The sequence below is a fragment of the Shewanella sp. NKUCC05_KAH genome (assembly GCF_019345585.1).
GTDB classification, from domain to species: Bacteria; Pseudomonadota; Gammaproteobacteria; order Enterobacterales; family Shewanellaceae; genus Shewanella; species Shewanella oncorhynchi.
Genome location: NZ_JAHKQZ010000033.1, coordinates 1 through 25,256, shown reverse-complemented (window position 1 = coordinate 25,256; position 25,256 = coordinate 1). Strand labels below are relative to the sequence as shown.

General features: G+C 43.7%; 23 protein-coding genes and 1 pseudogene. 13 read left to right on the top strand and 11 right to left on the bottom strand.

Features of this window, described 5'->3' with window-relative positions; all coding sequences use genetic code 11:
• Positions 1 to 117 precede the first annotated feature (117 nt).
• Together oleD and KO533_RS21655 are read left to right on the top strand one after the other, a co-directional pair.
• Positions 118 to 1,263: a 2-alkyl-3-oxoalkanoate reductase gene (gene oleD / locus KO533_RS21660; RefSeq protein ID WP_219256116.1), complete on the top strand. Its 1,146-nt coding sequence runs from the start codon at positions 118 to 120 to the stop codon at positions 1,261 to 1,263.
• A 35-nt stretch (positions 1,264 to 1,298) separates the two neighbouring features.
• Positions 1,299 to 1,538, top strand: coding sequence for a DUF3624 domain-containing protein (locus KO533_RS21655; RefSeq protein WP_105249662.1), 240 nt, complete (start codon positions 1,299 to 1,301; stop codon positions 1,536 to 1,538).
• A gap of 25 nt (positions 1,539 to 1,563) precedes the next feature.
• On the opposite strand, the gene KO533_RS21650 is transcribed toward KO533_RS21655, so the two are convergent.
• Positions 1,564 to 3,189 (bottom strand): peptide MFS transporter, encoded by a 1,626-nt coding sequence (locus KO533_RS21650; protein WP_219256115.1) that lies wholly within the window; start codon positions 3,187 to 3,189, stop codon positions 1,564 to 1,566.
• A 690-nt stretch (positions 3,190 to 3,879) separates the two neighbouring features.
• Between KO533_RS21650 and KO533_RS21645 the strand changes: the two genes are divergently transcribed.
• The 8 genes and pseudogenes from KO533_RS21645 (at position 3,880) to KO533_RS21610 (ending at position 15,113) form a co-directional block, all read left to right on the top strand.
• A complete protein-coding gene (locus tag KO533_RS21645) occupies positions 3,880 to 4,866 on the top strand; it encodes a TerC family protein (RefSeq protein WP_131525740.1) in 987 nt (328 codons plus the stop codon).
• 195 nt (positions 4,867 to 5,061) lie between these two features.
• Positions 5,062 to 6,600 carry a hypothetical protein gene (locus KO533_RS21640; RefSeq protein WP_219256114.1) on the top strand — a complete coding sequence of 513 codons (1,539 nt, stop codon included), beginning with the start codon at positions 5,062 to 5,064 and terminating at the stop codon, positions 6,598 to 6,600.
• A 252-nt stretch (positions 6,601 to 6,852) separates the two neighbouring features.
• On the top strand, positions 6,853 to 7,731 hold the full coding sequence (locus tag KO533_RS21635) for an ABC transporter ATP-binding protein (RefSeq protein ID WP_219256113.1): 879 nt from the start codon (positions 6,853 to 6,855) through the stop codon (positions 7,729 to 7,731).
• 12 nt (positions 7,732 to 7,743) lie between these two features.
• A pseudogene (locus KO533_RS21630) lies at positions 7,744 to 11,300 on the top strand (M1 family aminopeptidase).
• Positions 11,301 to 11,472: 172 nt separating this feature from the next.
• Positions 11,473 to 13,194, top strand: a complete 1,722-nt coding sequence (locus KO533_RS21625) for a phospho-sugar mutase (protein ID WP_219256112.1) — start codon at positions 11,473 to 11,475, stop codon at positions 13,192 to 13,194.
• A 174-nt stretch (positions 13,195 to 13,368) separates the two neighbouring features.
• Positions 13,369 to 13,752 carry a VOC family protein gene (locus tag KO533_RS21620; protein ID WP_219256111.1) on the top strand — a complete coding sequence of 128 codons (384 nt, stop codon included), beginning with the start codon at positions 13,369 to 13,371 and terminating at the stop codon, positions 13,750 to 13,752.
• Between the two features lie 88 nt (positions 13,753 to 13,840).
• Positions 13,841 to 14,290: a GyrI-like domain-containing protein gene (locus tag KO533_RS21615; protein WP_219256122.1), complete on the top strand. Its 450-nt coding sequence runs from the start codon at positions 13,841 to 13,843 to the stop codon at positions 14,288 to 14,290.
• A 109-nt stretch (positions 14,291 to 14,399) separates the two neighbouring features.
• The gene (locus KO533_RS21610) at positions 14,400 to 15,113 is read left to right on the top strand and encodes a YafY family protein (RefSeq protein WP_219256110.1); all 714 of its coding nucleotides are present in this window, start codon (positions 14,400 to 14,402) and stop codon (positions 15,111 to 15,113) included.
• A gap of 117 nt (positions 15,114 to 15,230) precedes the next feature.
• Here the strand turns inward: KO533_RS21610 and KO533_RS21605 are convergent, their stop codons facing one another.
• From KO533_RS21605 to KO533_RS22790, 10 genes are all read right to left on the bottom strand, one after another.
• On the bottom strand, positions 15,231 to 16,523 hold the full coding sequence (locus KO533_RS21605) for an aerolysin family beta-barrel pore-forming toxin (RefSeq protein WP_219256109.1): 1,293 nt from the start codon (positions 16,521 to 16,523) through the stop codon (positions 15,231 to 15,233).
• A 715-nt stretch (positions 16,524 to 17,238) separates the two neighbouring features.
• Positions 17,239 to 17,541 (bottom strand): AzlD domain-containing protein, encoded by a 303-nt coding sequence (locus KO533_RS21600; protein WP_219234596.1) that lies wholly within the window; start codon positions 17,539 to 17,541, stop codon positions 17,239 to 17,241.
• Entirely contained in the window at positions 17,538 to 18,377 is an 840-nt protein-coding gene (locus KO533_RS21595) for an AzlC family ABC transporter permease (RefSeq protein ID WP_219256101.1), read from the bottom strand. Before KO533_RS21595 ends, KO533_RS21600 begins: the two co-directional genes overlap by 4 nt.
• A gap of 125 nt (positions 18,378 to 18,502) precedes the next feature.
• Positions 18,503 to 19,339, bottom strand: a complete 837-nt coding sequence (locus KO533_RS21590; protein WP_219256099.1) for an AraC family transcriptional regulator — start codon at positions 19,337 to 19,339, stop codon at positions 18,503 to 18,505.
• A gap of 189 nt (positions 19,340 to 19,528) precedes the next feature.
• A complete protein-coding gene (locus tag KO533_RS21585) occupies positions 19,529 to 20,185 on the bottom strand; it encodes a Vat family streptogramin A O-acetyltransferase (protein ID WP_219256097.1) in 657 nt (218 codons plus the stop codon).
• 30 nt (positions 20,186 to 20,215) lie between these two features.
• The gene (locus KO533_RS21580; protein ID WP_219256087.1) at positions 20,216 to 20,731 is read right to left on the bottom strand and encodes a ClbS/DfsB family four-helix bundle protein; all 516 of its coding nucleotides are present in this window, start codon (positions 20,729 to 20,731) and stop codon (positions 20,216 to 20,218) included.
• 57 nt (positions 20,732 to 20,788) lie between these two features.
• Positions 20,789 to 21,097: a hypothetical protein gene (locus KO533_RS21575; RefSeq protein WP_219256085.1), complete on the bottom strand. Its 309-nt coding sequence runs from the start codon at positions 21,095 to 21,097 to the stop codon at positions 20,789 to 20,791.
• Between the two features lie 355 nt (positions 21,098 to 21,452).
• The gene (locus tag KO533_RS21570) at positions 21,453 to 21,905 is read right to left on the bottom strand and encodes a hypothetical protein (protein ID WP_219256083.1); all 453 of its coding nucleotides are present in this window, start codon (positions 21,903 to 21,905) and stop codon (positions 21,453 to 21,455) included.
• 145 nt (positions 21,906 to 22,050) lie between these two features.
• Positions 22,051 to 22,425, bottom strand: coding sequence for a hypothetical protein (locus tag KO533_RS21565; protein WP_219256081.1), 375 nt, complete (start codon positions 22,423 to 22,425; stop codon positions 22,051 to 22,053).
• Positions 22,426 to 22,596: 171 nt separating this feature from the next.
• On the bottom strand, positions 22,597 to 22,725 hold the full coding sequence (locus KO533_RS22790; protein WP_275956801.1) for a hypothetical protein: 129 nt from the start codon (positions 22,723 to 22,725) through the stop codon (positions 22,597 to 22,599).
• Between the two features lie 663 nt (positions 22,726 to 23,388).
• On the opposite strand from KO533_RS22790, the gene KO533_RS21560 reads away from it, so the two are divergent.
• The 3 genes from KO533_RS21560 to KO533_RS21550 are packed head-to-tail and all read left to right on the top strand — an operon-like array spanning position 23,389 to position 24,802.
• Positions 23,389 to 23,808 (top strand): hypothetical protein, encoded by a 420-nt coding sequence (locus tag KO533_RS21560; RefSeq protein WP_219256079.1) that lies wholly within the window; start codon positions 23,389 to 23,391, stop codon positions 23,806 to 23,808.
• Positions 23,795 to 24,295 carry a helix-turn-helix domain-containing protein gene (locus KO533_RS21555; protein ID WP_219256077.1) on the top strand — a complete coding sequence of 167 codons (501 nt, stop codon included), beginning with the start codon at positions 23,795 to 23,797 and terminating at the stop codon, positions 24,293 to 24,295. The genes KO533_RS21560 and KO533_RS21555 overlap by 14 nt, the downstream gene beginning before the upstream one ends.
• The gene (locus tag KO533_RS21550; protein WP_219256075.1) at positions 24,296 to 24,802 is read left to right on the top strand and encodes a hypothetical protein; all 507 of its coding nucleotides are present in this window, start codon (positions 24,296 to 24,298) and stop codon (positions 24,800 to 24,802) included.
• Positions 24,803 to 25,256 lie beyond the last annotated feature (454 nt).

The following is a 25,256-nucleotide window of genomic DNA, read 5'->3' as shown; positions in this document are numbered from 1 at the left end:
TACGTTATATTCTGTGTTCATTTGAACAAACTCGCTTATTTTTAAGCCTTTGTGCTTATTTTAAACTTATTACACCGACTTTAAGTTCATGTAAATGTGCTGAAATGGATACCCTTAATGACGAAAGACCCAATCAAGAGTACGACGCTTGCCCAATTTGATGCGGCTGAACAAACGGCACTCGCGCAGCTCGCGCTTAAGGTGCAACACGCCTTTGTCACGGGGGCGGGGGGATTTTTAGGTAAAGCGATTTGCCTGAGATTGTTAGCCGCGGGCATTAAGGTCACAGGTTTTGCGCGTAGGCATTATCCCGAACTTGAAGCGCTGGGCGTAGTCATGCTGCAAGGGGATTTAGTCAATAAAGATCTGCTGCAACAGGCGATGCAAGGCTGCGATATCGTATTCCATGTGGCGTCTAAAGCGGGTGTTTGGGGGGACAGAGACAGCTATTTTTGTCCGAATGTGAAGGGCGCTGCCAATGTGATTGCGGCTTGTAAGGCATTAAAAATAGATAAGTTAGTTTATACCAGTACCCCGAGTGTGACCTTTGCAGGGCAGGATGAATCGGGTATTGATGAGTCTACTCCCTATGCTACAAGATTCCTGAATCATTATGCCCACTCTAAAGCCATCGCTGAAAAGATGATGCTCGATGCCAATCAAGTGGGTGACATGCCACTTGAAAATCCTGATGTGACTCAAGTATCTAGCCAAGTGACGACTCAAGCCACTGCACCCTATGCGTTAAAAACCGTCGCACTCAGGCCGCATTTGATATGGGGTCCTGGCGATCCCCATCTAGTACCTCGGGTCTTGTCGCGCGGGCGTTTAGGTAAGCTTAAACTGGTTGGCCGCGAAGATAAGCTAGTCGATACCATCTACATAGACAACGCTGCCTATGCCCATGTGCTGGCGGCGCTGGAACTGTGCCAAGCAAAGCCTAAGTGTCAAGGGAAAGCTTATTTTCTGAGTAATGATGAACCCATCACTATGGCCGAGATGATCAATCTGATTTTGGCCTGCGATGCTTTACCGCCAGTGACTAAGCGTGTGCCTCAATCTGTGGCCTATGTAGTAGGCGCAGTATTGGAAAGTGTACATTACCTCCTAAAGAAGCAAGAAGAGCCCATGATGACCCGTTTTGTCGCACGGCAGTTATCCTGCAGCCATTATTTTGATATCAGCGCAGCTAAACGAGATTTAGGTTATCGTGCGCTCGTCTCTATTAATCAAGGGATGGCAAGGCTTAAAGTGTCGCTTTAGTTTTAGATATACTGCCATCATGGTATTGGGGGTTTATGAGTTGCGGTGATTGTAAAACGTCAATTTTCAGGCAAAAGATTGGTCGCTGCAAACGTTGTATGTGGCAGCTTACGGCTTTATCGGCCATCGGCTGGCCGCTATGGTGGTGGCTTTATCGTGATGCGCCTAGGGATGTAAACTCGATTGCATTACTGTTTTTCTGCGCGGCTTTTACGGGGTTACTTGCTTTGCACCTTATTGTCTTGGCTTACCGTCGCCTCAGAGGGCGAAAGTAAGCCAACTGACTTTTTGTTTGTATGCTTAAACTGAGTTAGTTGCCATTTTCTCGTGCATCATTTTTTTCATTAATGGCGCAAGGGCAAAGAAGACTAATGCCATCACCACGCCAATTTGCGCCGAGAAGATAAATAGTTGCTCGTATAGCGCCATCGCACTCGGTACGTCACTTATCACGCCGCCTTGGGTATCAATCGCGGCGAGCTTGTTTAATTCGGCGGCTAAGATTTCAGAGTATGAAGTGCCGAGGAACCAAGCACCCATCATCAGGCTGACTACGCGTTTTACCGAAAGCTGAGTCACGGCTGATAAGCCTATGGGCGACAGCAATAACTCCCCGATTTCTAATACAAAATAAGCCGCGACTAAGAACCAAATACTCACTAAGCCACTGCTTAGCGGCATCTGGATCCCGAGCACAAGCACCATAAAGGATAAACCCGCGAACAAAATACCGAGTGCGGTTTTAACTGGTTTGCTTAGGTCGCAATTTTTACGGGCGAGGGCTGGCCACAGCCAAGCGAAGATAGGCGACAAACTGATCACAAAGAAGGCACCGAGGAAGGTTAGCTGTCCCGCACTCCATTCGAGGCCTAGCATGTTACGGTCCATCACACGGTCCGAAAATGCTACCCAAGAGCCATAGGTCTGCTCATATAAGCCAAAGAAGACCAAACCCGCAACGATGAAAAGCAGCAAAGCCGACATCTGTTGACGTTCAATCGGATTACAATGTTTCACCATGAACCAGCCAATACCAAGGGCGAGCACTAGTGATACTGAGTGCAAGAACCAAATCACTGGGCTCACAGCGGGTAATAAACTGCTAATCGAAAGTACGAGGGAGTGGGTTTGAATCAACCCCCAGACTATGATTACGCTGCCAATTGCGCTTAAGTAAATCCATTGTTCTGTCGTTATGCCAGCGGTTTTCTTTAAAATCCGCGCAGGATCTCTGGGTTCGGCGAAACCTTGTAGATGTTTCTTGCCACGAATAAACACCAATAAACCCGCTAACATCCCTAAACCTGCCAAACCAAAACCGTACTTCCAGCCATAGGTTTCACCTAAATAAGCGCAAATTAGCGGGGCTAAGGTGGCGCCTAAGTTGATGCCCGCGTAGAAAATGGTAAAACCAGAATCTCGCTTAGCGGATGATTTAGGATAAAGCTGACCGACTATGGTGGAAATATTGGGTTTTAAAAAGCCCACACCGACAATGATTAAGGCGAGGGATAAATAGAATACTTGCAGCGCTTGTTCATCCCGTTGAATTTCACCTGCAACGATAACCGCTTGATGGCCTTCAAAGGCCATACCTAAGTGGCCGAGCACTAATAAAATACCGCCAAAGATTACCGCTTTGCGCATGCCCAGATAGCGGTCGGCCAATAAGCCACCCACTACGGGCATGGCATACACTAAGGCACCGTAAGCACCAATCACGTTGTAACCAAATTCATCGGTAAATAGATGATATTTAATCAGGTAAAGAAACAGTAATGCTTTCATACCGTAGAAAGAGAAACGTTCCCACATTTCGGTAAAAAAGCAGACAAATAAGCCCTTAGGATGCCCAAATAGCATTTCAGCAGGGGGCGAGCCTTGTGGGCCCTGCATTGCGTGCGGCGGGTTTTGTTCTATTGACACTTAAGACTCCCATTGCTGGCACTTTATGCGCCGAGCAGCTAATGATTCATTTTATCGTAATGAATTTTATTAATTATTTTTCATTATTTGTGATTATCGCGGCGCTTTTGATCGCTAAAAGACGGCGCTGTTGCAGCAGTTAATCACACTCGGATGATATGGAACAGCCAAGGGTCTTGAAAGTGATGAATATTTTGTATAACTAACATTTTTAGCCGTTCTTTAAGGCTCGCTATAGCAATACTAAGCGGTTAAATTAATTCATTTTCAGTTAAGAAATGAGTGCTAAATAGTGGCCATAATTCAACTGTGGCAGTTTTATCCTAGCGGCTTTAGCCTTGATTTAGCTGTAGTTCGTCGTTTAATGGATAGTGTAAGTTTTATGATTGATAGCAATTTTGCATTATTGGTAGAGCATCTACGCGCTTGTTCGAGGCTGCTATCTAAATGAATGTCACGAATGGGTGGGCTAGATGATTTTCTCAGGGAAGCGCTGTGATTGAGATGTGAACTTATTCGAAGCATAAGTATAAATAAGCACCATAATCATATTGATTGTAAAAGAATTTTAATCTTGATAGTTGCATTTTTCATATAAGATTTCACAGTTTATATTTCTACAATGAGTTAATGTCTATCTGCTCAACTTTACTGATTTAGATCAGTCGTTATGTGTTACTAAGGAGACTTATGGAGTTTTTTACCACCCTATTTGTGGGTTACCCGCTTTGGGTTTGGTTAATGTTTTTCGGTTTTGTGCTGGCGTTATTAGCCTTTGACCTTGGCGTATTGCACAAGGAGCAGCATGAAATTACCGTGGCTGAAAGTTTAAAGCTTTCAGCCTTTTATATCTGTATGGGCTTATTGTTTGGGGCCTGGCTCTGGTGGTACAAGGGTTCAACCGCCGGTATGGAATACCTAACGGGCTATCTGATTGAAAAATCACTGTCTATGGATAACGTATTTGTTATCGCGTTAATCTTCAGTAGCTTAGGTATCCCACGTTTATACCAACACAGAGTGCTCTTCTGGGGCATTATGGGCGTAATAGTGTTGCGCGCCATTATGATCGGTCTTGGTGCTGTGCTTGTTGCCCAGTATCAAGGTGTACTTGTGTTATTTGGACTCTTCTTGATTTTCACGGGCGTGAAAATGCTCTTCTCAAACGATGAGCACGGTGATATCCAAGATAATAAGTTTTATAAATGGTTACGCACTAAGATGCGTTTTACGCCAACGCTGCATAAAGAAAAATTCTGGGTTCGTGGCGAAGATCATCAGTTAACAAAAGGATGGTGGGCGACGCCGTTATTTTTAGCGTTGATCTTAGTGGAAACCGCGGATTTAGTGTTTGCAGTCGACAGTATTCCAGCTATTTTTGCGATTACCCAAGATCCTTTCATCGTCTATACCTCAAATATCTTCGCGATTCTGGGGCTACGTGCTTTGTATTTTGCCTTGGCGGCTATGGTGCACCGTTTCGAGTACCTTAAATATGCACTTTCAGTGGTATTAGTGTTTATCGGGGTGAAAGTGGGTTTAGTGTATTTCAATCACGAGGGAATAGTGGACTTTACTATCCCTACTGCCGTGTCCCTTGGTGTGACTTTTGGTCTGTTGGTCTTAGGTGTCTTGTATTCGCTGTGGAAGACGCGCGGGCAAGAAGTTGAGAAATAGCTTGGACGGCTAGTCCAATAAGTAATATGTTTCGGCCGTTTAGTCATGCTAAACGGCCTTTTTTATATCCTTAATATGTGAATCGTTAAGCTTTACAGAAGATGTTAAAAATTAGTCTATGCTTAATTTGAGCCGTTGTTAGTTTTAGGCTCACAAAGGGAGTTTTTAGGACTAATACTCTTCAAGGACGATATTATGAAACTCAACATGACCGCCATACTTCTGCTCACCGTTTGTTCATTGACCACAGTCAACGCAAAAGCTGCAGATAAGCAATCGCCTAACACTAGATCTAACGCAAATTCAACCTGTACTGGAGCCTATCCAAGTTACTTCCAAGATCCTGCTTTTACAAAAACAGGTATGTGGGATAATCAGGTCACCATCAATCAAGCCTATCCGGGCTGGAAGGGGCCTATTTTTAGCCTCAGCGATGCTTATTCGAGTGCTAAACCAGATAGCGCTGCACCTTGGCTTAAATTCAATCCCTTCGATAAGAATCTGAGTGAAAATGATAAAAATACCCAAGCTGAGCAATACCTCTGGGCTGTGATGAAGTACATCCAAGAGGGAAACATCGACAAAGGCGATGTCAGTAAAGACTGGGATCTGTGTAACAACAAGGTGCGCTCTTGGTACCATATTCCCTATCAGACCTATGATCCCATGAGTGGGCGGGAATTTATCCATGGCTTGACCCGAGAAGCCCCCGTTACTATGGAGATAAAAGGCCAAGGCTCCCTTAAAACCACTATGTGGGCGGTGGGTTTTTATAATCCTCAGGCGGCAAACAGCATTGGCAAGGTATGGACGGGGGCACCATCACCTGTGATGCCCCAGCAAAATTTTGCATTTAATGAAGGCAGTGTGATTGGCAAGTTACTGTTCACTACCGCAACGCCTAATAACTATCCTTTCCTTGAAAATGTACCTGTTTGGCAAGCAAATATCAGTGCCAGTGATTTCTGTGTATGTAAAAACGCCGATGGCAGTGCCTGTAGTTTCCAACAGGAAACAGAGCAATGCCCGCGCTCTGTCGCCGATGTGTACTTGTTGCAGTTTGATATTGCAGTGCGCGATAGCCGTTCACCCGTGGGCTGGGCCTATGGCACTTTTGTCGCCGATGGTCAGTTTAAAGCGAAAGAGAAAAATCCTTGGGATCGTATCTCACCTCTGGGATTAATGTGGGGGAATGATACGCCCCCAGCAACTGTGGGAGCGGCAGCATTCCCGCAAAACCCAATCACAGGGCTTAAGGATAGCGCCGTATTTCAAGAGGTTGTTGGCCGTTTGAATGAGCACACCAATGCGGGACACTTAGGGTGTAATGGGCGCCTAAATGGCCCTGCGGATAATGCATTAAGTAGCTGTTTATCTTGTCATCAAACTGCTTCAGTTCCCGATAGTACCAATAATACACCGGCAATCCTGTACCAATTTGCCTCGTATCAAGAGCCGAGCAGTGGTCAATGTTTAACATCGCCCAGCGCCCTCGATTTATCGATTGACCAAGTGTATTTCAAAACCTTTATGTGTTCTGCGTCCTTCGTTGGACCCAGTAACATAGTCCCTGCACCTAAATATACTCAAGGGCAAAAACAGTGGATTTCTACTGATTTTTCATTGCAGCTTAGTATTAGTCTCACCCAGTGGCAAGAATGGCAACAAGACCAAGATAACCTAAAAAAGAATATCAAAGTGCGTGTATTTGATGGCACTTTACCCTCGCGCTAATGTTGGCGTTTATGTAACTAATTGTATTTGGTACGCCATATTTTAATTCGTGGCATATTTTTACTTTTATATTGTATTTCAATAGCAAGGGACTCAAATAGAGTCCCTTTGCTATTTTAGGGATTAAGAATATGTAGTTTGTTTTGCTGGCTAGCATTCTGTAAGTACATGAATATCTTGATAACTACTGTAAAGGTTAATTTTATGTGATAGTTTGTCGGTATTTTGAACTCACAGACGCAAGAGGGAAGCATGCTGACTATTTCTAATCTCACTAAAACCTATGATAACGGTGTTAAAGCACTCGATGGTGTTGATTTAACGATTTCCAAAGGGATGTTTGGTTTACTCGGACCCAATGGCGCGGGAAAGTCATCACTCATGCGTACCATTGCCGCCCTGCAAAGTGCCGATAGTGGCAGCATAGTGTTTGATGGTATTGATGTATTAGCCGATCCTCAAGCGCTGCGTAAAACCTTAGGCTATTTACCCCAGGATTTTAATGTTTATCCGCGTATTAGCGCCTATGACCTGTTAGATCATTTAGCCATTCTTAAGGGCATTAATCAGAGCAAGCTGCGTAAAGAAGCGGTTGAAGGATTGTTGGCACACACCAATCTTTATCAGCATAAAAATAAAGCCGTGAGTGGTTTCTCTGGCGGTATGCGTCAGCGCTTTGGTATTGCTCAGGCCTTGCTTGGTGATCCTAAGTTATTGATTGTGGATGAGCCTACCGCGGGTCTCGATCCCGAAGAACGTAACCGTTTCCATAACTTGCTGGTGAGTTTAGGCGAGGAAAAAGTGGTAATCCTCTCGACTCACATTGTCGAAGATGTGTCTGAACTCTGCGCTAATATGGCGGTTTTGGCATCGGGTAAAATTCTGCTTCAAGGCAATCCACATCAATTGGTGGGTGAATTAACGGAAAAAATTTGGACTAAGACTGTGAGTCAAGCACAGGCGCAGGAGCTTGAAGCGCAATTACCTGTGATTTCTAAGCGTTTATTAGCGGGACGCACAGTCCTTAATGTGATGGCTGAAACTTGTCCTGAAGGATTTACCTCTGCGACTGCTGGGCTTGAAGATCTGTATTTTTCTACTTTACTCAGTCACCGCCGTCAGGCTGCCTAAGGAGATATCAATATGTTGTTATCAATGCTTAGGTTTGAGTGGCGTTATTATTTGCGTCAGCCATCCTTTTATGTTGTTTCTTTTCTATTGTTTTTAATGAGTTTTCTATCAGTCGTCTCTAACAATATTCAAATTGGTAGCGGCGGTGAGGTGATGAAAAACAGCCCATTTGGGATTACTCAAACCATGTTGATCATGGGACTCATTTCCATGTTTGCCGTGGTGAATTTTGTGGGTAGCACGGCTATCCGCAATCATCAGCATTTAATGGAAGAGCTGATTTATAGCAAACCCCTATCACCATTTGCATACCAATTTGGTCGATTTCTCGGCAGTTTTTTGTGGTGATGATGGTATTTGCTTTTATCCCCATAGGGTTAATGCTCGGCTCTTTTATGCCATGGGTCGATGCTAGCCGTTTTGGGCCTTTTGCGTTATCGAATTATCTTGTGCCGTATTTTTTACTCGCCATGCCGACTTTGCTGCTGATCTCGACTCTATTCTATGCGATGGCAAGTCATTTTCGTTCCTTAATGGCGCTCTATCTGACCGCTGTAGCCATGTTGGTGCTTTATACCTTGACGGGCGAAATGGCGAGTCAGCCACAATATCGTAATATTGCTGCTTTGCTTGATCCCTTTGCGCTGCGCACCTTTGCCGAAGTGACCCGTTACTGGACCATTAGCGAGAAGAATAGCCAGTTAATTGAATTCTCAGGACTCGTACTGCAAAACAGGGCGATATGGTTTGGAATTGCCTGTGTATTACTGGCCGTTTCAGGGATTTTCCGTCAGCCGAGTTTGACTAAGAAACGTGAGAAAAAATCCGATAAAGCAGGAAAAGTTCCTAGCTTAGTGCCTTTGGCACAATTGGCTATGGCAACTGAGCCTAATGGTCGCCAGCAATTTTGGACGCGGGTTAAATTTGAAGTACGGCAAGTACTATTTACCGCGCCATTTGTGGTGTTAGGTGTGCTGACTATTTTCAATTTAGTCGGCCCCATGTTCGATGATTTTGGTTGGTACGGCACATCTAATTGGCCATTAACCCAAGATATGGTGAATAACATTGCCGGCGCGACGGGGCTATTGATGGTGATAGTGCTGATTTATTACAGCGCAGAAATCGTCTGGCGTGAACGCAGTTCAGGAATGGGAGATATCGTCGATAGCGTTCCTGTATCAAACTTAAGCTTTTGGGGCTCAAAGTTAGTGTCTGTGGTCATAGTGATGACCTTGCTCTATGTGCTCGCAATGTGTACCACAATTGTATTTCAATTGATAAAAGGTCAAGCCAATCTTGAGATTGCTCAGTACCTTATTCGACTGGGATTTTATTACCTCCTGCCGCTGTTGATGACCGCTGTGCTGGCGTTTTTCCTGCAAGTGCTTAGCCCAAATAAGTACGCAGGTATGGGGCTATTTGTTGCTTATTATCTAACGACATTTGTTATGGCAAGCTGGGGATTTGGCCATAGCTTATATAACTTTGGTCAATCACCGACCTTAATTTACTCGGATATGAACGGCTACGGTTGGGGCTTATTAAGTCATGCACTCTATATGATTTACTGGGGGGCTTTTAGCCTTATCCTGTTTGTTTTAGGCTATGGCTTGTACCATCGCGGACCGCAGCAAAGCCTTAAAACCCGTATGGGATTACTGAGTTATCAGCTCGGTTTTAGTGGCAAAGCCATTGTAAGCGTTGCTTTGGTGGTGTTTTTGGGCATGGGCAGTTATTTGTTCTACCAAACAAAAGTGTTGAATCATTATTTAACCCAAGATGAAACCACAGATCTGCAAGCTGATTATGAGAAGGCCTTCAAACAATACCAAAACATGCCGATTTTAGTGGCTACTAAGGTCAATGCAAATATTGATATTTTCCCTGAAGAGCGAAAAATTGTTGCTAAGGTGATATTCGAATGGCAAAACAAGTCAGATAAACCAATCGAAAGGATGTTAGTGCAGTGGCCTGAGCATACTGAGGCCGAAACGGTAAAAATCAATATCCCGAATACAAACTTAGGTGAGTTAGATAGCCGCTATCGCAATGCTTGGTTGACCTTTTCGACACCTGTGCAGCCTGGGCAGGTGGTGCAAGGGGACATTCAATTAGTACGTCAGTCTGTAGGTATTGCCGAAGCTGGCTTTGATATGTCTGTGGTTGAAAATGGCACCTTCATCAACAACTTCGAACTATTGCCCCTCTTTGGTTATCAAGATGGCTATGAGCTGATGGATCGCCACGAGCGCGAAAAGCGCGATTTAGCCGAAAAAGCTCGAGCGAACAAGCTTGAAGACAGCCGTTACTACACGCAAAACTTCTTTGGTGTCGATGGTGATTTCATTCAGTTTGAAGCTACTATTTCGACAAGTGCAGATCAAATTGCATTAGCGCCAGGGTATTTGCAAAAACAGTGGCAGCAGGATGGGCGTGAGTATTTCCATTATTCAATGGATAGCCCTATGGTGAATTTCTACGCGATTATTTCGGGCCGTTATCAGGTGGAAAAAACTGAGCACAATGGTGTTGCGGTTGAGGTTTACTACCATGCGGAGCATCCTTGGAACGTTGCGCGCATGATAGAGTCGGTTAAAGATTCTATCGATTACTACACACAAGCATTTGGGCCTTATCAACATAAGCAAATGCGAATTATGGAGTTTCCGGGTTACCGTAGTTTTGCACAAAGTTTTGCTAATACAGTGCCTTACTCAGAGCGTATTGGTTTTATTACTGATTTACGCAATGAGGATAATATCGATCCTGTGTATTACGTCACAGCCCATGAAGTGGCGCATCAATGGTGGGGACACCAAGTGGGCGCTGCGGATGTGCAGGGCAGTGCTGTGATATCCGAAAGCTTGTCACAGTATTCGGCGCTGATGGTGCTGGAGAAAAAGTACGGCGATAAAATGATCCGTAAATTCTTGAAATACGAATTAGATAGATATTTACGTGGCCGTTCATCTGAATCCATCAAAGAAATGCCTTTGCTGCGCAGTGAAAATCAGCAGTACATTCATTATCAGAAAGGCTCAGTGGTGATGATGGCCATTAAAGATGTGTTGGGTGAAGCGAAACTCAACGCTAATTTGAAGGCATTCTTAGCACGTTATCAGTATCGTAACGATCCTTTCCCAACCACATTGGATTTAGTGAGTTACCTTGAGCAAGGTACGGATGAAGCGCAAGCTCGCTTTATCGATGAGTCTTTTAATGAGATCACGCTCTACGACCTCAGGTTAACCAATGCGGTAATGACGACTCTGCCTGATGGCAAGACGCAAGTTGACTTGAGCATTTATGCCAGTCGCAAAGTCGCGAGTGGTAAAGGTGAAGAAACTGAACAACCTTTAGATGCCATCATCGATATAGGTGCCTTTAGTGCCGATCCCGATAAGCTCAAGGATGACAAACAGGTATTATTGATTGAGAAGCACAGGCTGGTCAGTGGTGAAAACAAGCTGACGATCACTTTGGCTGAAAAACCCAGTTATGTGGGGGTCGATCCCTTTGTGAAACTCATCGACAGAGATACGAAGGACAATATCTTTAAACTCTAAATCCGTTTTGAAACCAGTTTGTTAAAACCAACGCACTATCTGGCATTACCTGTTAGATAGTGCGTTTTTTATGGCAATACCCTTGGCTCATTTTGAAATTAATGCAAATTAGCTTGTTCTTCTACGTGCTTTTTCCTAAGGTGATTGCAAATGATTTTCAATGAGGCGTGATATGAGTACCCATCTACAGTTACAGGTAAACCATTGGCTTGAAAATGATCCAGACCCTCGCACTCAAGCCCAGTTACAAACCCTAATTGATAGTGGCAATGATGCCGAACTCGCAGCGCGCTTTGCGGGTCGCTTGGAGTTTGGCACCGCAGGATTACGGGGTGTCGTCGGTGCTGGGCCTATGGGGATGAACCGTTTGGTGATCCGCCAAACCTCTGCTGGTCTTGGTGCATATCTACTTGATCAGATTAAAGATGCCGCCGAGCGTGGCGTGGTGATTGGTTATGATGGCCGCCACGACTCATTCAATTTTGCCCATGATGCGGCGAGTGTGCTCACCGCTATGGGGATTAAGGTGCGCTTAACGTCCAAAGTAGCGCCAACGCCGTTGGTGGCCTTTGGGGTAAAACATTTTAATGCGGCAGCGGGCATTGTGGTGACCGCGAGTCATAACCCGCCGCAATACAATGGCTATAAAGTCTATTGGGAGAATGGCGCGCAGATTATTCCGCCCCACGACTCTGGTATTGCCGCGCAAATTGAGCGCGCCGCAAATCAAGCGATTCCGTTTTTAGAGCATGATGACGCGGTAAAACAAGGTAAGTTAATTATCCTGCAGGACGATTTTTACCAAAGCTATCGTCATGGCGTACAGCAAGCTGAGGTGCTGCAAAACCATACCGCTCCTGAAAAGGTCAGTTTAGCCTATACCGCCATGCACGGCGTGGGTGCTGAAATGGCCGAAACGGTATTGAAAGATGCAGGTTTCACCCAAGTGTATTCGGTTGCCTCCCAGCGTGAACCCGATGGCGATTTCCCGACGGTTAACTTCCCAAACCCTGAAGAAAAGGGTGCGATGGATTTAGTGATTGCCGAGGCGAAAAAACACGGCGCTATGCTCGCCTGTGCTAACGATCCCGATGCCGACCGTTTTGCGGTTGCAGTGCGTAAAGAGGATGGCGAGTATCAGATGTTGACGGGCGATCAAGTCGGCGTGCTCTTTGGACATTACTTGCTATCTCACGCTAAAGATAATCAACGACTTACGGGCACAACGATAGTGTCATCGAGCCTGTTATCTAAAATTGCTCAAGGGTTTGGCACGCAAAGCTTTACCACGCTCACCGGCTTTAAGTGGCTGATGAATGTGGGGATTGCAAAAACTTCGCCTGAGGATCAGTTCCTGTTTGCCTATGAAGAAGCCCTTGGCTATACGGTGGGCAGTATGGTGTGGGATAAAGATGGCTTGTCGGCGCTGGTGGCATTCGCCCAATTAACTGCCGAGCTGGTGGCGAAGGGGCAAACGATTTGGGACAGACTCGAGCAAATTTACCGTGAGCATGGCTTCCATCTCAATGCGCAGGTGAGCATTGCGCTAAAACCTGACACGCCCAATATTGGCGCCTATTTGCGCGAGCATCCACCGGTTAAGATTGGTGAGTTAGATGTGCTCTCAACCGATGATTTAAAGGCACTTGAGCGTCGTTTTGCCGATGGAAATGTTGAGAAAATCGACTTACCACCGAGCGATGTATTGACTTACTGCTTAGCGGGCGGGGCTCGGGTGATCGTCAGACCATCTGGCACAGAACCTAAAATTAAGTGCTACTACGAAGTGGTAGAAACTATGGTTGATACAGATACCTTAGCCAGCGCCCAAGCGAGGGCGGGCAAAGCCATGGATGATTTTATTCAGGCTCACCAAGCCAGTTTGCCAAAATAATCTTGGTTGCTGGTTAAGTTAAAACGCCAAAATTCACTTTTATTAAAAGGCTACTGACATCATGCTGTCAGTAGCCTTGTTTTATTCTTGTTGTCGCCCGTTAATGATTCAGTCCTGAATTATACGAATAAGGTTTTGAATCATTGATATTTTTTCAACAAGGAGAAAGTGAAAATGTTATCTATTGCACCGTTAGTTTGGGGTGAAATTCCTGTCAGTGACATGAACCGTGCCGTTGCTTTTTATCAACAGCATTTTGGGGTCGAGTTTAAACGTGACGATATGGAAGACATGGAATATGCGAGCATAGTCACTGAGGATGCGAGTGCGGCGAGCATAGGGCTAGTCAAGTGCAGTATGAGCCAGCCGTCAATGCAGGGCAGCACTGTGTATCTGCATTTCAGCGCACAATTGCAACCTTTAGTGGATAAACTGATCGCAGCAGAGGTGACGATTATCCTGCCAGTCACACCGATAAAAGACGGTGAGTGTGGTTATATCGCCTTATTTGCCGATAGCGAAGGTAACAAAGTCGGTCTGTGGTCTAAGGATAAGTAGTCTCGAGTGTTAAATTTTTAGCGTCGTGCCCTTAAGGCACGACGCTAACATTAACCTATTGGTTTAGATTTCTATGGAAGAAACAAAGATGGATGTGGTTTATATTGATGCTCGACCGTTACTTGGACTAAACACCCGCACGAATAATCGGGCAGAAATGTCTGTCGATAGCGCGAGAATAGGTAGTCTGTGGCAAGCCTTTTTTGAATCATCCCAGCTCACCGCTATGCTCAATTCGCCCATGTATGGCGTGTATTATGACTATGAGTCAGACATGAATGGCGAGTTTTCTGTGCTGGTGGGTAAGGCAATTGATGCCCCTGTTGATGCAAGTCATTTTACGCCATTGGAGCTTAACGCGGGCGAATACCTTAAATTCACAGCTCAGGGTGATATGCCCCAGTGTGTTATCGATCTTTGGGGGCAAGTGTGGGGTTATTTTAGCGCGGCTGATTGCTCTCATCAGCGACGCTATCAAACGGATTTTGAAGTCTATCTCAGCGCCACTGAGGTTGAGATTTATATCGGGATTTTATGATTTAAATCGTAAACTATCACTCAAGTGAGTATCAGGATATGTCAGTGATTTATATAAACTCACAATGCTTAATCAACGGATAGGCAACTAAAGGATTGAATCACAGTCAATGCGCCGCGCTGATCGCCTATTTCAAATAGTGCAAATTCTCAAACATAAACGCTTAACCACAGCCCAAGAGTTGGCTGAGCGGTTAGAGGTTTCTACACGCACGATTTACCGTGATGTGCAGGATTTGTGTTTAAGTGGCATTCCCATTGAAGGGGAGGCGGGTGTCGGCTATTTGTTGCGCCATGAGGTGAATGTCCCGCCCTTGATGTTTAACGAAGCCGAACTCGAAGCGATTCAAGTTGGCATGCGTATGGTGCAAACTTGGGGTGGTAAGGAGCTTGGTAGCGCCGCGAGGCAGGCGATGATTAAAGTCGAAGCTGTGTTGCCTAAACGATTACAAGCCTATCAATCCCTAATGTTTTCACCGGATTTTTACCTCGATTCCAATGAGTTCCAATTCCTCGATCCCTTGCGTAATGCGGCTCAGCGACGCGAATACGTCAAACTCTTCTACCAAGATGTCAAACTGGATGTCACCGAGCGGGAAGTTAGGCCGCTCGCCATCTATTTTTGGCGTGGTACTTGGACCTTACTGACATGGTGTGAGCTACGTGCTGATTTTCGTAATTTCAGGGTCGATCGCATCACAGGTCTTGTGCGGTTAAACCGTCATTTTGATCTCACTCTTGGGCAAGAGCTTGAAGATTATATTTGCCTGATGGATGAGCAATCAAAGGCGCGAGCAGAAGCGAAAGAAAAGCCACTCGTATGAGTGGCTTTGTATTACATTTTTAATTTGCCTAGTAACTTTCTAGTAATTCGCTAGTTGTATCGAGATCTCTCTGATACTGGTGTCATAGTAGTTATTGAGAGCCTAAGCTCACCGTTTTTAATTGTTTAACATGACTTCACTTGATTGCGAAATATTCAGTTTTTTGATTAAACCATCTTCATCATTGTTTTGGAGCTCGCCGACGGCAACCTGAATATTGCGACTCAGTCCTAATTTTTGAGCACTTTTAGGACGATTAGCAATGTCTTCATCCGTTAGTGGATAGGATTCACTGGCATCGATATTAAATTGACTCGAATCTATTGCGGTAAATTTACCGCTGATAGGTGCGCCATGTTGTCTAACAATATTCGCCAATTGCCACTCAAACCCACTTTTTGACTGTGCCGAATTAATCGCTGCAGGCCAATCCCATACACCATAACCGTTTATATCTTGATGAAGATATTGATCGACTAAGGCTTCTGGTCCATTCAGATTATTCGCATTCGCTCCGCCAAAGGTGTAAGGGAAGTTAGGTCTATTTGTAGGATGATTAATATGCGCATTACCACCCCATTTTAAGAAGTTCTCATATTTTATATCGTACATCATATATAAACTTGAGGTGTATGGGACATCCGCCTTTTGTTTAAATAGGGTGATTGAGATATAACGTTTGCTGCGAGGCGGCATAATTGCGCGGTACTGCGCCTGACTCGAAATTGTTGTACTTTTGCCGTCGGTTTCACTCCAACCTTGGCTGGCAGAAAATTCGGCGCTGATTTCAGAACTCGCTCCACCTATTCCTGGAATACCCACTTCATATTTATTGGTTACGCCAATTTTCTCGGAGAAGGAGAAATTATCGGTTTTGGCCCAGCTAGTGGTGTAATCATAGTTTAGGGTGGCCACACCGGTATCTTCGGTATCGCCCCAGTTATAGATAACCACAGGAGCAGTATAAATAGCCTCACGATCATAAACTTGAGGTGAACCTAACTTTAGACTTTGAGGATTAGTGACGAAATGAATATTTTGTAAATTTACCTTCAACCGTTCATTCGCTCTGTAGCCGCTTGCATAAGGATCATTGCCGTTATAGCGGGCTCTAAGACTGTATTCGTTGCTCGATTCTCTTCTGACTTCGATGTCTTCACCAACATACTGGGATGCTGTACCGCCAGCCCATGCATATCCAAGATGGTGTCCTAAGGAGAATAACGAGCTGATAAACGAGGGGTCGTTAATTGCATCATTTTTAAGCGAATCAAGATCAGGGGCAGCGTGTTCTACCATTGACAGTTTTGGAATAGTATTCGGAATAGCAGCTTCGGCCAACAAAGAAACAGTTCCAAGTGCGGTTAAACAGGATAAAGTTAATATACCCAGGCTAGATTTTGTTCTCATGATTGTTCCTTTATTTTAATAAAATACGTCCTTTCATTGAGAGCGCCGATGGCAATTATATGTAGTTCTAAATCATATAAATAATCATTACTGCTAGGCACATCTAAAAACTAGCACTTTTATTTTTATTAAACAAAATAAAAATGAATTAATTTGAAGCGTGTTTTAATCTGGTTAAAAATGTTAATCACTTTATTTTTAAACGGTATTTAGAACTTTATAATATAGTGTATTTACTTTAAATTTAGTGGGTTGGTTTTTGAATGTGGATTAATATTTATGCGGCATTTTATTATGTAAAACTTTTTAAATGGACTCTTTATACCGAGAGCTATACCGAGAACTATACTGAGATTAATGCCGTAATAGATGCTGTAAATAACATTTCTGAATGGACGTTTTAGAGACTAAATAGTTTGAATATGGTTAGATTAAGTATTTTGTTTTTATTGTTTGAGTCTTTGTTATTGCTGATAAATATCATCACTCTTCCATTATCGTCGATGTGTGAAATACCGTTAAAGCCGATACTGTTAGTTGCACAGACATAAGAGTCTAAATATATGAAGATTGTGGAAAATCAAGATAACGTGTCAGTAATTTTCTAGGGGGCGATGTCTCAGAGAGGGTTAGGCTGTGTAAAAGAGTGGTAGGGACGGTGTCAGTGATTGATGCAAGAGTCAGTGCCGTTGCTGAGCACTGACTCTTTGCTTACTTAGTGGATAAAGAAAAACAGTCCCATACTCAGCACTGTGGTCAGCAAGGTATTGCGAGTGATGAGCGCCAACACTGTAGCGACTACGGCGCAAATGAGATAGCTGTTGTCTAGGCTCAGATCGAGCTGACCTTCCTGCACAAACACTATGGGCGCAAAGATCGCAGTGAGTACCGCAGGGGCCGAGTAACTTAAAAAGGTTTGGGTGCCCTTACTTAATCGCAGCGGTAGTTTAGGCTCAAGTAGTAAATGACGACTGATAAACACAACCGCCGCCATTGAAAAGATCATTAACCAAATCATACTTTTTCTCCTGACAATGTTTTTGTCTTAATGTCAGTCCCAACTCCAGTATCCACTTCTGTTTTGGTCTGTGCGCTTGCTAACTGGCTGGCGGATTGTTCCGCGGGTTCCGCTTCCTTGGTCACTTTGGCGTAAAGTACACCTGCCGTCATTCCCGCAATGGCGGCAATGAGCAGTCCCGCTTGAATTTTAAAAACGGCGCATACCACTGCTAGGGTGAGCGAGACTAATACACAGACGAGAATCGATGGCTTTTTTATGGTAGGAACGACCAGAGCGATAAAGGTGGCTGCGATGGCAAAATCTAATCCCATCTCATCTAAATTCTCGATCGCATTGCCCGCCACTATGCCAAGAAAGGTTGCTATGTTCCAACCGATATAGAAACTCAAACCTCCGCCAAGGGCGTACCAAGGGTCGAACTTATGTAACTTGCCTTGATTGGCGATGGCAAACAGTTCATCTGTGAGCAAAAAGCCCAATGTTAGGCGCCACTTTAACGGCAACGGACTGATTTGACTGCGCATCGCCATTGCATATAACAGATGGCGTGAGGTGATGAGTAACGTCGTAATTAAGATACTCCACAGACCAATACCGGCTTTCACCATGCCGAGCGCCACTAATTGAGCCGCGCCCGCAAAGATAATCGCCGACATAGCTTGACTCTCAATGGGCGTTAGCCCTACCTCAATGGCGAAGGAGCCCGCTAAAATTCCCCAAGGTACAACCGCTATCGTCAACGGCATCATGGCCAAGGTGCCTTTTAAAAATGCCTTGGATTTTGTGGGATGCACAGGATAAACATCAGGTTTTATAAGCTTGTCGGTGGTCACTTTGGCTCCTAAAAATAGCGGCGATGGGGTTGCTGTTAAATAATAAATGCTTGGATAAGGTTGCTTGCTTAGTCAATAGAGGAGAAAGCAAGAATGAGCATGGCAGATTAACTTAAAGTGGTTGTTTAGGCTTGGATAATATTGCGGCCTATTTCTTTGGCAAATTGCCCCGGCGTAACACCGACTGTCTTCTTAAAATGTTGATTCAAGTGACTTTGATCGTGAAAACCACAATCGAGGGCGACATCGAGTAGCCGTGTGCCTTGTTTGATTTTTCCTTTGGCGAGTCTCACTCTTGCCTGAATTTGGTAAGCGTGGGGCGGTAAGCCGTAATAACGCTGAAATTGGTTCAGCAAATAATAGGGGCTTAATCCCGCGAGTGTTGCCAGCTCTTCAAGGGAGATGTCGGCTGCAGGATGATCGTCGATAAAGGATTTCACCAGTGCTAACGCAGGCTTAGCGATTACAGCGAGGTTATCGCTTGGGCGATTCTTGCCATGGCGTGTCATCAACTGTGTCAAGCTTGAATAGACCAAGCTTTCGCGCAGTAAGCGATTGTCCGATGTATCTAAAGTCGTAAAGGTGAAGCGCAGTAATTCGGCTAATTCAGGATCGTACACTACGGGCTCAGGGAAATAGGGGGCACCGCGGTTTGATGCTAGCTCACTGTTAATATTGGCAAACTGCGCGGGTACTGGATACATGGCACGATAGGACCAACCGCCCTCGGTGGCGCTACAACCATTATGGACTTCGTCGGCGTTGACGAGAATGATGCTGTGCTTTGGCGCCACATGGTTGCCACCCGTGCGATAAAAACGCTGTGCCCCCGTTTCAATCACGCCGACTGTGTAACCTTCGTGGGTGTGCCGACTAAAGTTTTGTTTATGGTAGTGGGCATTGAGTAACTCGAGGCCACCTAATTCACCGGCAATCTGGTAGGCCGCATGTTCTGTGTTCACACTAGGCCTCCGTGTTTAGTGTATGAATGGGCGGTTTGTGCCTGATAGTAACCCAGAAACCCTCAGTGCTTTTGTACAAAATTGCGCATATAGGATTTTGTTTGCGTTTAATGGCGGTTTTTTAATGTTTGTTGCTTAATGCTTGTCGCTTGAGATTTTTCGTTCAGTCTTGCTCGCGACAGGCGTTATTTAGGTCGCCTGCTGTAATGTTGTGAGTTCTGCACCTGCGATAGCCTCTAGGTGTTGAGTGATTTTCTCTATCGGCCAATCCCACCAAGCGATGGCAACAAGCTCATCTATCACAGTTTGCTCGAATCTCAGCTTGAGCACTGTGGCAGGATTACCGCCAACCACAGCGTAGGGTGGCACATCTTTTGTCACTACGGATTGACTGGCAACAATGGCGCCGTGGCCAATTTTCACCCCAGGCATGATAGTGGCGTTATAACCAATCCACACGTCGTTACCGATACAGGTGTCGCCCTTAAAAGGTAAATCTTCGGGCTTGGGCGCCGCTTTCTCCCAGCCATTGCCGAAGATATAAAAGGGATAAGTTGAAAAGCCAGATACTTGATGATTAGCGCCATTCATAATGAATTTCACGTCTTTCGCAATGGCGCAGAATTTACCGATATTCAGTTTATCGCCAATAAAGTCAAAGTGATAAAGTACATTCGACTCGAACCTCTCAGGACCTGCTGGATCGTCATAATAAGTGTAATCACCGACGATAATGTTCTCGCGGGAAATAAAATTTTTAAGAAAGCCAACCTGGGGAAAGCCTTTCATCGGCGCTTTATCGTTGGGATTTGGACCTAACTGCGGGTGAGTGTGGGTACTTGGCATGAATACCTCCGTGCTTAAAAGAGTTATTTACTAGGGTAATGCATTGTCTTTTTTGAATCGTCGTACTTTGGTACGTATATTCTTCATCGGGGAGTAAGTGTTGAACTGGATCATACGGCCCAGAGTCCATTTATCGTACCAAGTTATGCCGTACAGTTGCTGATCACTGAGACTCGTAATCAGCGTTGACAATTTTTCCATTATCATTTCATATTCATCAAGTAAATCAGTATATTGCCATTGGCTATATTCATGATGAAATCGCTCTGCTAATAATCCCAGTTGATTCCATTTATAACCCGTATCGGGAAAATCAACGGGGAGTGCTTGCGATGTTAACTCGTACCATTTGAGCACTAATTTACCCCAACCAATAAGGTAAGCGACGGTATCACTTACACTAATTTGTGTACCTTTGATGTTTCCTTCTATACTGCACACACGGGATATTTGGGCTGGGATTGAACGATAGTCTGCCATCAATTTGGGGAAAACTGAGTAAATAGCCAATTCAAGTTCTTGTTTTGATTGGGGGATAGATGACATCACTACCTCGTCTACATTAGATGCTTAGGCTGAGTTTAACATCATCTATTGGGCTGTTTAGTATTCACCTGTCACAATAAGCTCTTGTTCAATAGATTCAACAACTAAGGCAAGTGTACTATTGTCTCGCTTAAAGCCGACAGAGCAAATTGCCATCGCGCCGTTACCACAGGTTATTTCGGGATAGTCTTCTGTCATAGGTGCTTCATCTTCCGCTACGGGCGTTAACACCCAGCCTGCAGCCAATAAACTCGATTTCACTTCAACGTATTTTTTGCCCCATAACGCGCTGGTGTCCTGTGCTTGAGTAAATAGAGGCAATGCGCCAAGACTTAGCATGACCAGTGGGAGAATTATTTTTTGCATATAAAGCTTTCTAGTTCCTATGTGGTTTCGGTTGGTCGCTTAGCGCTTGTGAGCGTGTTAACAGCATATATTATTCATAGTCCCTCTGCGCATTATCCCTATGTGCATTAGTTGGGGAAATTATGGCTGTTCTTGTTTATTCGTTTTATCAAATATTTTTTCATACAGTATCTGCGTCGATATAAAAATAACAACGAACACACCCGTATCAATAATAAATTTTAATGGCTCAAAAGGGTCGCTAAAAATTTCGTAGTGAAAATCGAAGTATTTGAATAATAATTTTGAGCCAATAAAAGCAAAGATAAAAGAGATAAAGAACTTCAATGGTTTTTCCCTAAAATATGTTGATAAATTAACCATTCTCTTTGGCGCGTTTGTACTCTTGTTGGGATTGATAAATTCCCAGAATGATCAGGCCAAATACGAAATAGAACAATTTTTGCGCTGAAAACTCGATTGTCAACGTAGGATGTTCTAGGTGGCGGTATAGAATACTGTGAGAAATTGCCTCTGTTATCGTCAGAATAAATGGATAGCTAATTAATGCAATAGACGATATTTTCGCGAATTTGTACGTTTGAGGTTGTTTAATGAATTTTGCAATAAATAGTAACGCAAATGATAGCGTCAGATTGCTTATCCATAAAATAGCCGCCGTAATTCGTACTTGAGTATGACTGGCTTGTTCCGCATTGGGATAAACCTCTAATATCTCCTGCAAGTAGCTTGCTGGGCTCACTAATCCCCAAACAGGGTAAAGGCATAGCAGCACGGCAGTGAGCATTAAAATATATCTGATAAACATCCTTTTTCTCCGACAGATTCTGCTTATAAAGCAATACTTGTTATACGAATCATTACCTTAGCATTGTTTTTTACAAGTTGCGATTGCTTTAGCTAAAACTAAATTATTGTGACAAAATCCTTGTTGTTGGATTGCATACTATTTTTTAGGCGCCAACAGCAGAATATATAAGTAGCAAAGATAGCGGGATGGAAAATAGACCAATTAAACGGAATTTATTGTTGAAGTATTGAGCAGACCATAGCGCAAACTTCCTATGTAACCTTGGAGGCGTTAACGCCAAGCCCATTCCGACACCTAACAACACAATACCTATCGCAAAAATGGTCTGTGGAAACTGAGTATCGGTTGAGTAATGGGTAAAAATGAGACCCGCAATAACTCGGCTGGTCACCTCAGCAATATGGAAGTAGGGCTGCTCGCTAAATGAAATGATACCCTTCGAGAAAGACGCAGGTTTTACAACCATCACTAGGCTTAATAACAACATCAATAGACCAAAAGCTGCAATAAAGTACATAGTCGTTCCTTGATATAGTGATGTTTTGATGTTGAAACTATAAATCCAGTGACACAATTAAGCACTCTCATTCCAGTGACACGCTCTGCTTAAATAATAAAAGTCATCCCAGAGGGTCGACGGCGGCATCTACTGCATATGGATGCTCGAATGTCACGGTCACATGGTCAATTATGTTCCCGACATAATAGTGATGTTCCCCATATTCCTATGGGTCAGATATGAATGAGCGGCCATGCCGCCAACGGCCACTTCTACGAGCGTGCTTAATTTCGTTAATTCCTGTGTACTTTTTGTCACTAGTTTTCCGCTGCCATCTTCCATTTCAAATTGATGCTTTAGAGGTGCATTTTTCATGTTAGAAACATGTGGATGTCATGTCTTTTATAAGATTGAGATTGTTGAACAGAAAACTAAGGCCAAAAAGCCTTCGGTGAGCAGAGTATTGCCTTGACTCACCGGGAGCGTCCATATATGTCCTCACTTTTTATAAGGCTATAAGTCCGTCTTTACAATTAAGCACTCTCATTCCAGTGACACGCTATGAACTCATCCCTGAGGGCTCGACGACGGCATCCATGCCGCCAACGGTCACTTCCATGAGAGTGCTTAATTTCGTTAATTCCTGTGTACCTTTTTAGCCAGTTTTTGCACTATCAATTTCCATTTTCAAGTCGACAAATTAGGGCATAAATTCGCTTTCAGCCTTAAAAATATGTGGATGTCGTCACTTTTCTCTCACTTTTCTACTACTAACGTATTGCTTTATTTGTTGAATACAATCACATACTGTGGTTATCATCATGATAACAGGATGATGCATATGTGTTTTGCTTATACTGGAAACATAGAAAGTCTAAAAAACGAGCAAATAGATTTGCTTTTTTGAGGAAACTTCTAGAGAATACTCGCGGTTAATATATATATTAACTATATTTGATAGTGCTGAATGTTGGAAATACGGTGACGAAAACGGTATTAGAACAGAGCTATACAGGGAGTCGTTATACAGTTAAGCACTGTTCTGGTGCTATTGATACTTTTACTAAAGCTTTGAAAAAGTTAGATTCAAGGAAGGTAGACTCTTTTACTCGTGGCATGAATATGCAGATTGAACGTCTTGCTAATGGTCATCGTCTAAGTAATGAGAACTTCCCGATAGAAGGTGACTTGCCAAAAGTTCTAGGTAAACAAAGTGCAAAGAAATTCCACGCTTTAAAAAGGATTCCAATCCGAGGCTATTGTTGGCTTTCGGAAAATCATGCTAGCACGTACTTTATAAGTCATTATATATACAAAGATTTTAATAAGTTACGCGCAAGTGATACTCAAGTAGTTAGGGACAACTGGGAACGTATTGAGGTCAATAATGAAGAGTTTTGAAGAAGATTTTTTCTATGATGGCATTTCTTATGATGATGCTGAAGAACGCATTTATGCGAGAGAAAGTCTTATTTATAATGTGACAGAAGACTTACTTCTTTTCTTAGAAGACAATGAAATATCCAAAAAAGAATTAGCGAAAAGGCTAGGCAAAACTGCAGCATATGTTACTCAGCTTCTGAATGGGTCAAGAAATATGACGCTAGGCTCATTTTCTGACATTTGTTTTGCATTAGGTTTTAAGCCAAAAATTTCTATACCAGTATTGAAATCTGAAAGTGAAGATGAAATTGTTGAGAATTTTGACCTCATTTCAAAGTACATAGCTGACGCGGATTGGACTAATGAATGGGATAACTGGTCTCTTTCGTCTGATGTTTGGCAAAAAGTTAATCACGTCCAAGTCGGGCATATGGTTGTTCATAAAAAAGTTCGGTCAAATGTTATTGATAGAACTGATGTTGGACACTGGCAAAAGGTTGCATAAATGTCTGCTCAATTGCAGGAAGTACAAAAGTTATTGAAAATCCTAAAAGTAGACCTAAGAGGTGCAGCTATTAGGTTTAGTGATAATTACGAACCTGATTCAATAGATGATTTATCGTTGGATATTCAATCTTTTCAGGGATGTGCTCGTGTATCAGAGTCTGAAATTGAAAGTGAAAATAAGGACGAATTGTATGAATACCAATTCTACTATTCGGCAGGTGTTCGTTTAGTAACGCATGATCATAATAGCGATCAAGAGAATACGTTACCAGTTGAGGAAGAAGACGATATTGAATTGCCAATTCATATTGTAACTGAAATTAAGGCTACTTTTACAGCGAAGTACCTATCTTCTCAACAGTTGACTAAAGAACAAATCAAAGTTTTTTCTAAAAATAATGTTGGTTATCATGTTTGGCCTTACTGGCGAGAGTTTGTGCAGTCATCTTGTATTCGACTTGGCATGCCTCCGATTTCGATTCCTATGTACTCAGTAAAAAATTAACACCGTTTAGTACCCGTTAACGGGTACGCTTTTCTCTCGCCTAAAATCCCCGTATACCTATAAGCGCATTTAGCCAACGCTGTGAAGCGTTGGCACGTTAGCCCGCCGTGAGGCAGCGTATCCAAATGGGAAAACCACCCACCTTAGTGGTGATTGCTGTCGGCGTGTCTATGCCGCGAATCGCGTCCTGCCTATTCGGCGTTTAATTGGTTAAGGGTAGAACATGAGTACAACAGTTAAACTCCCATCTTTTCAAACGTTGCCGCAGATTACACCGAAATTTGCCAAGGGCGAATTCCATTGCGGACGTGACCTTCGATGACATGGATGTCATCGTAGAGCCCTGAAGAATCCCCTGATGATTTACATATAAATCATTAGATTGGAGTGAACTTACACCTTGAAGTGTGATCTGATGGAAGTGCGAACAAACATCAATCACAGGGCTTCAAGG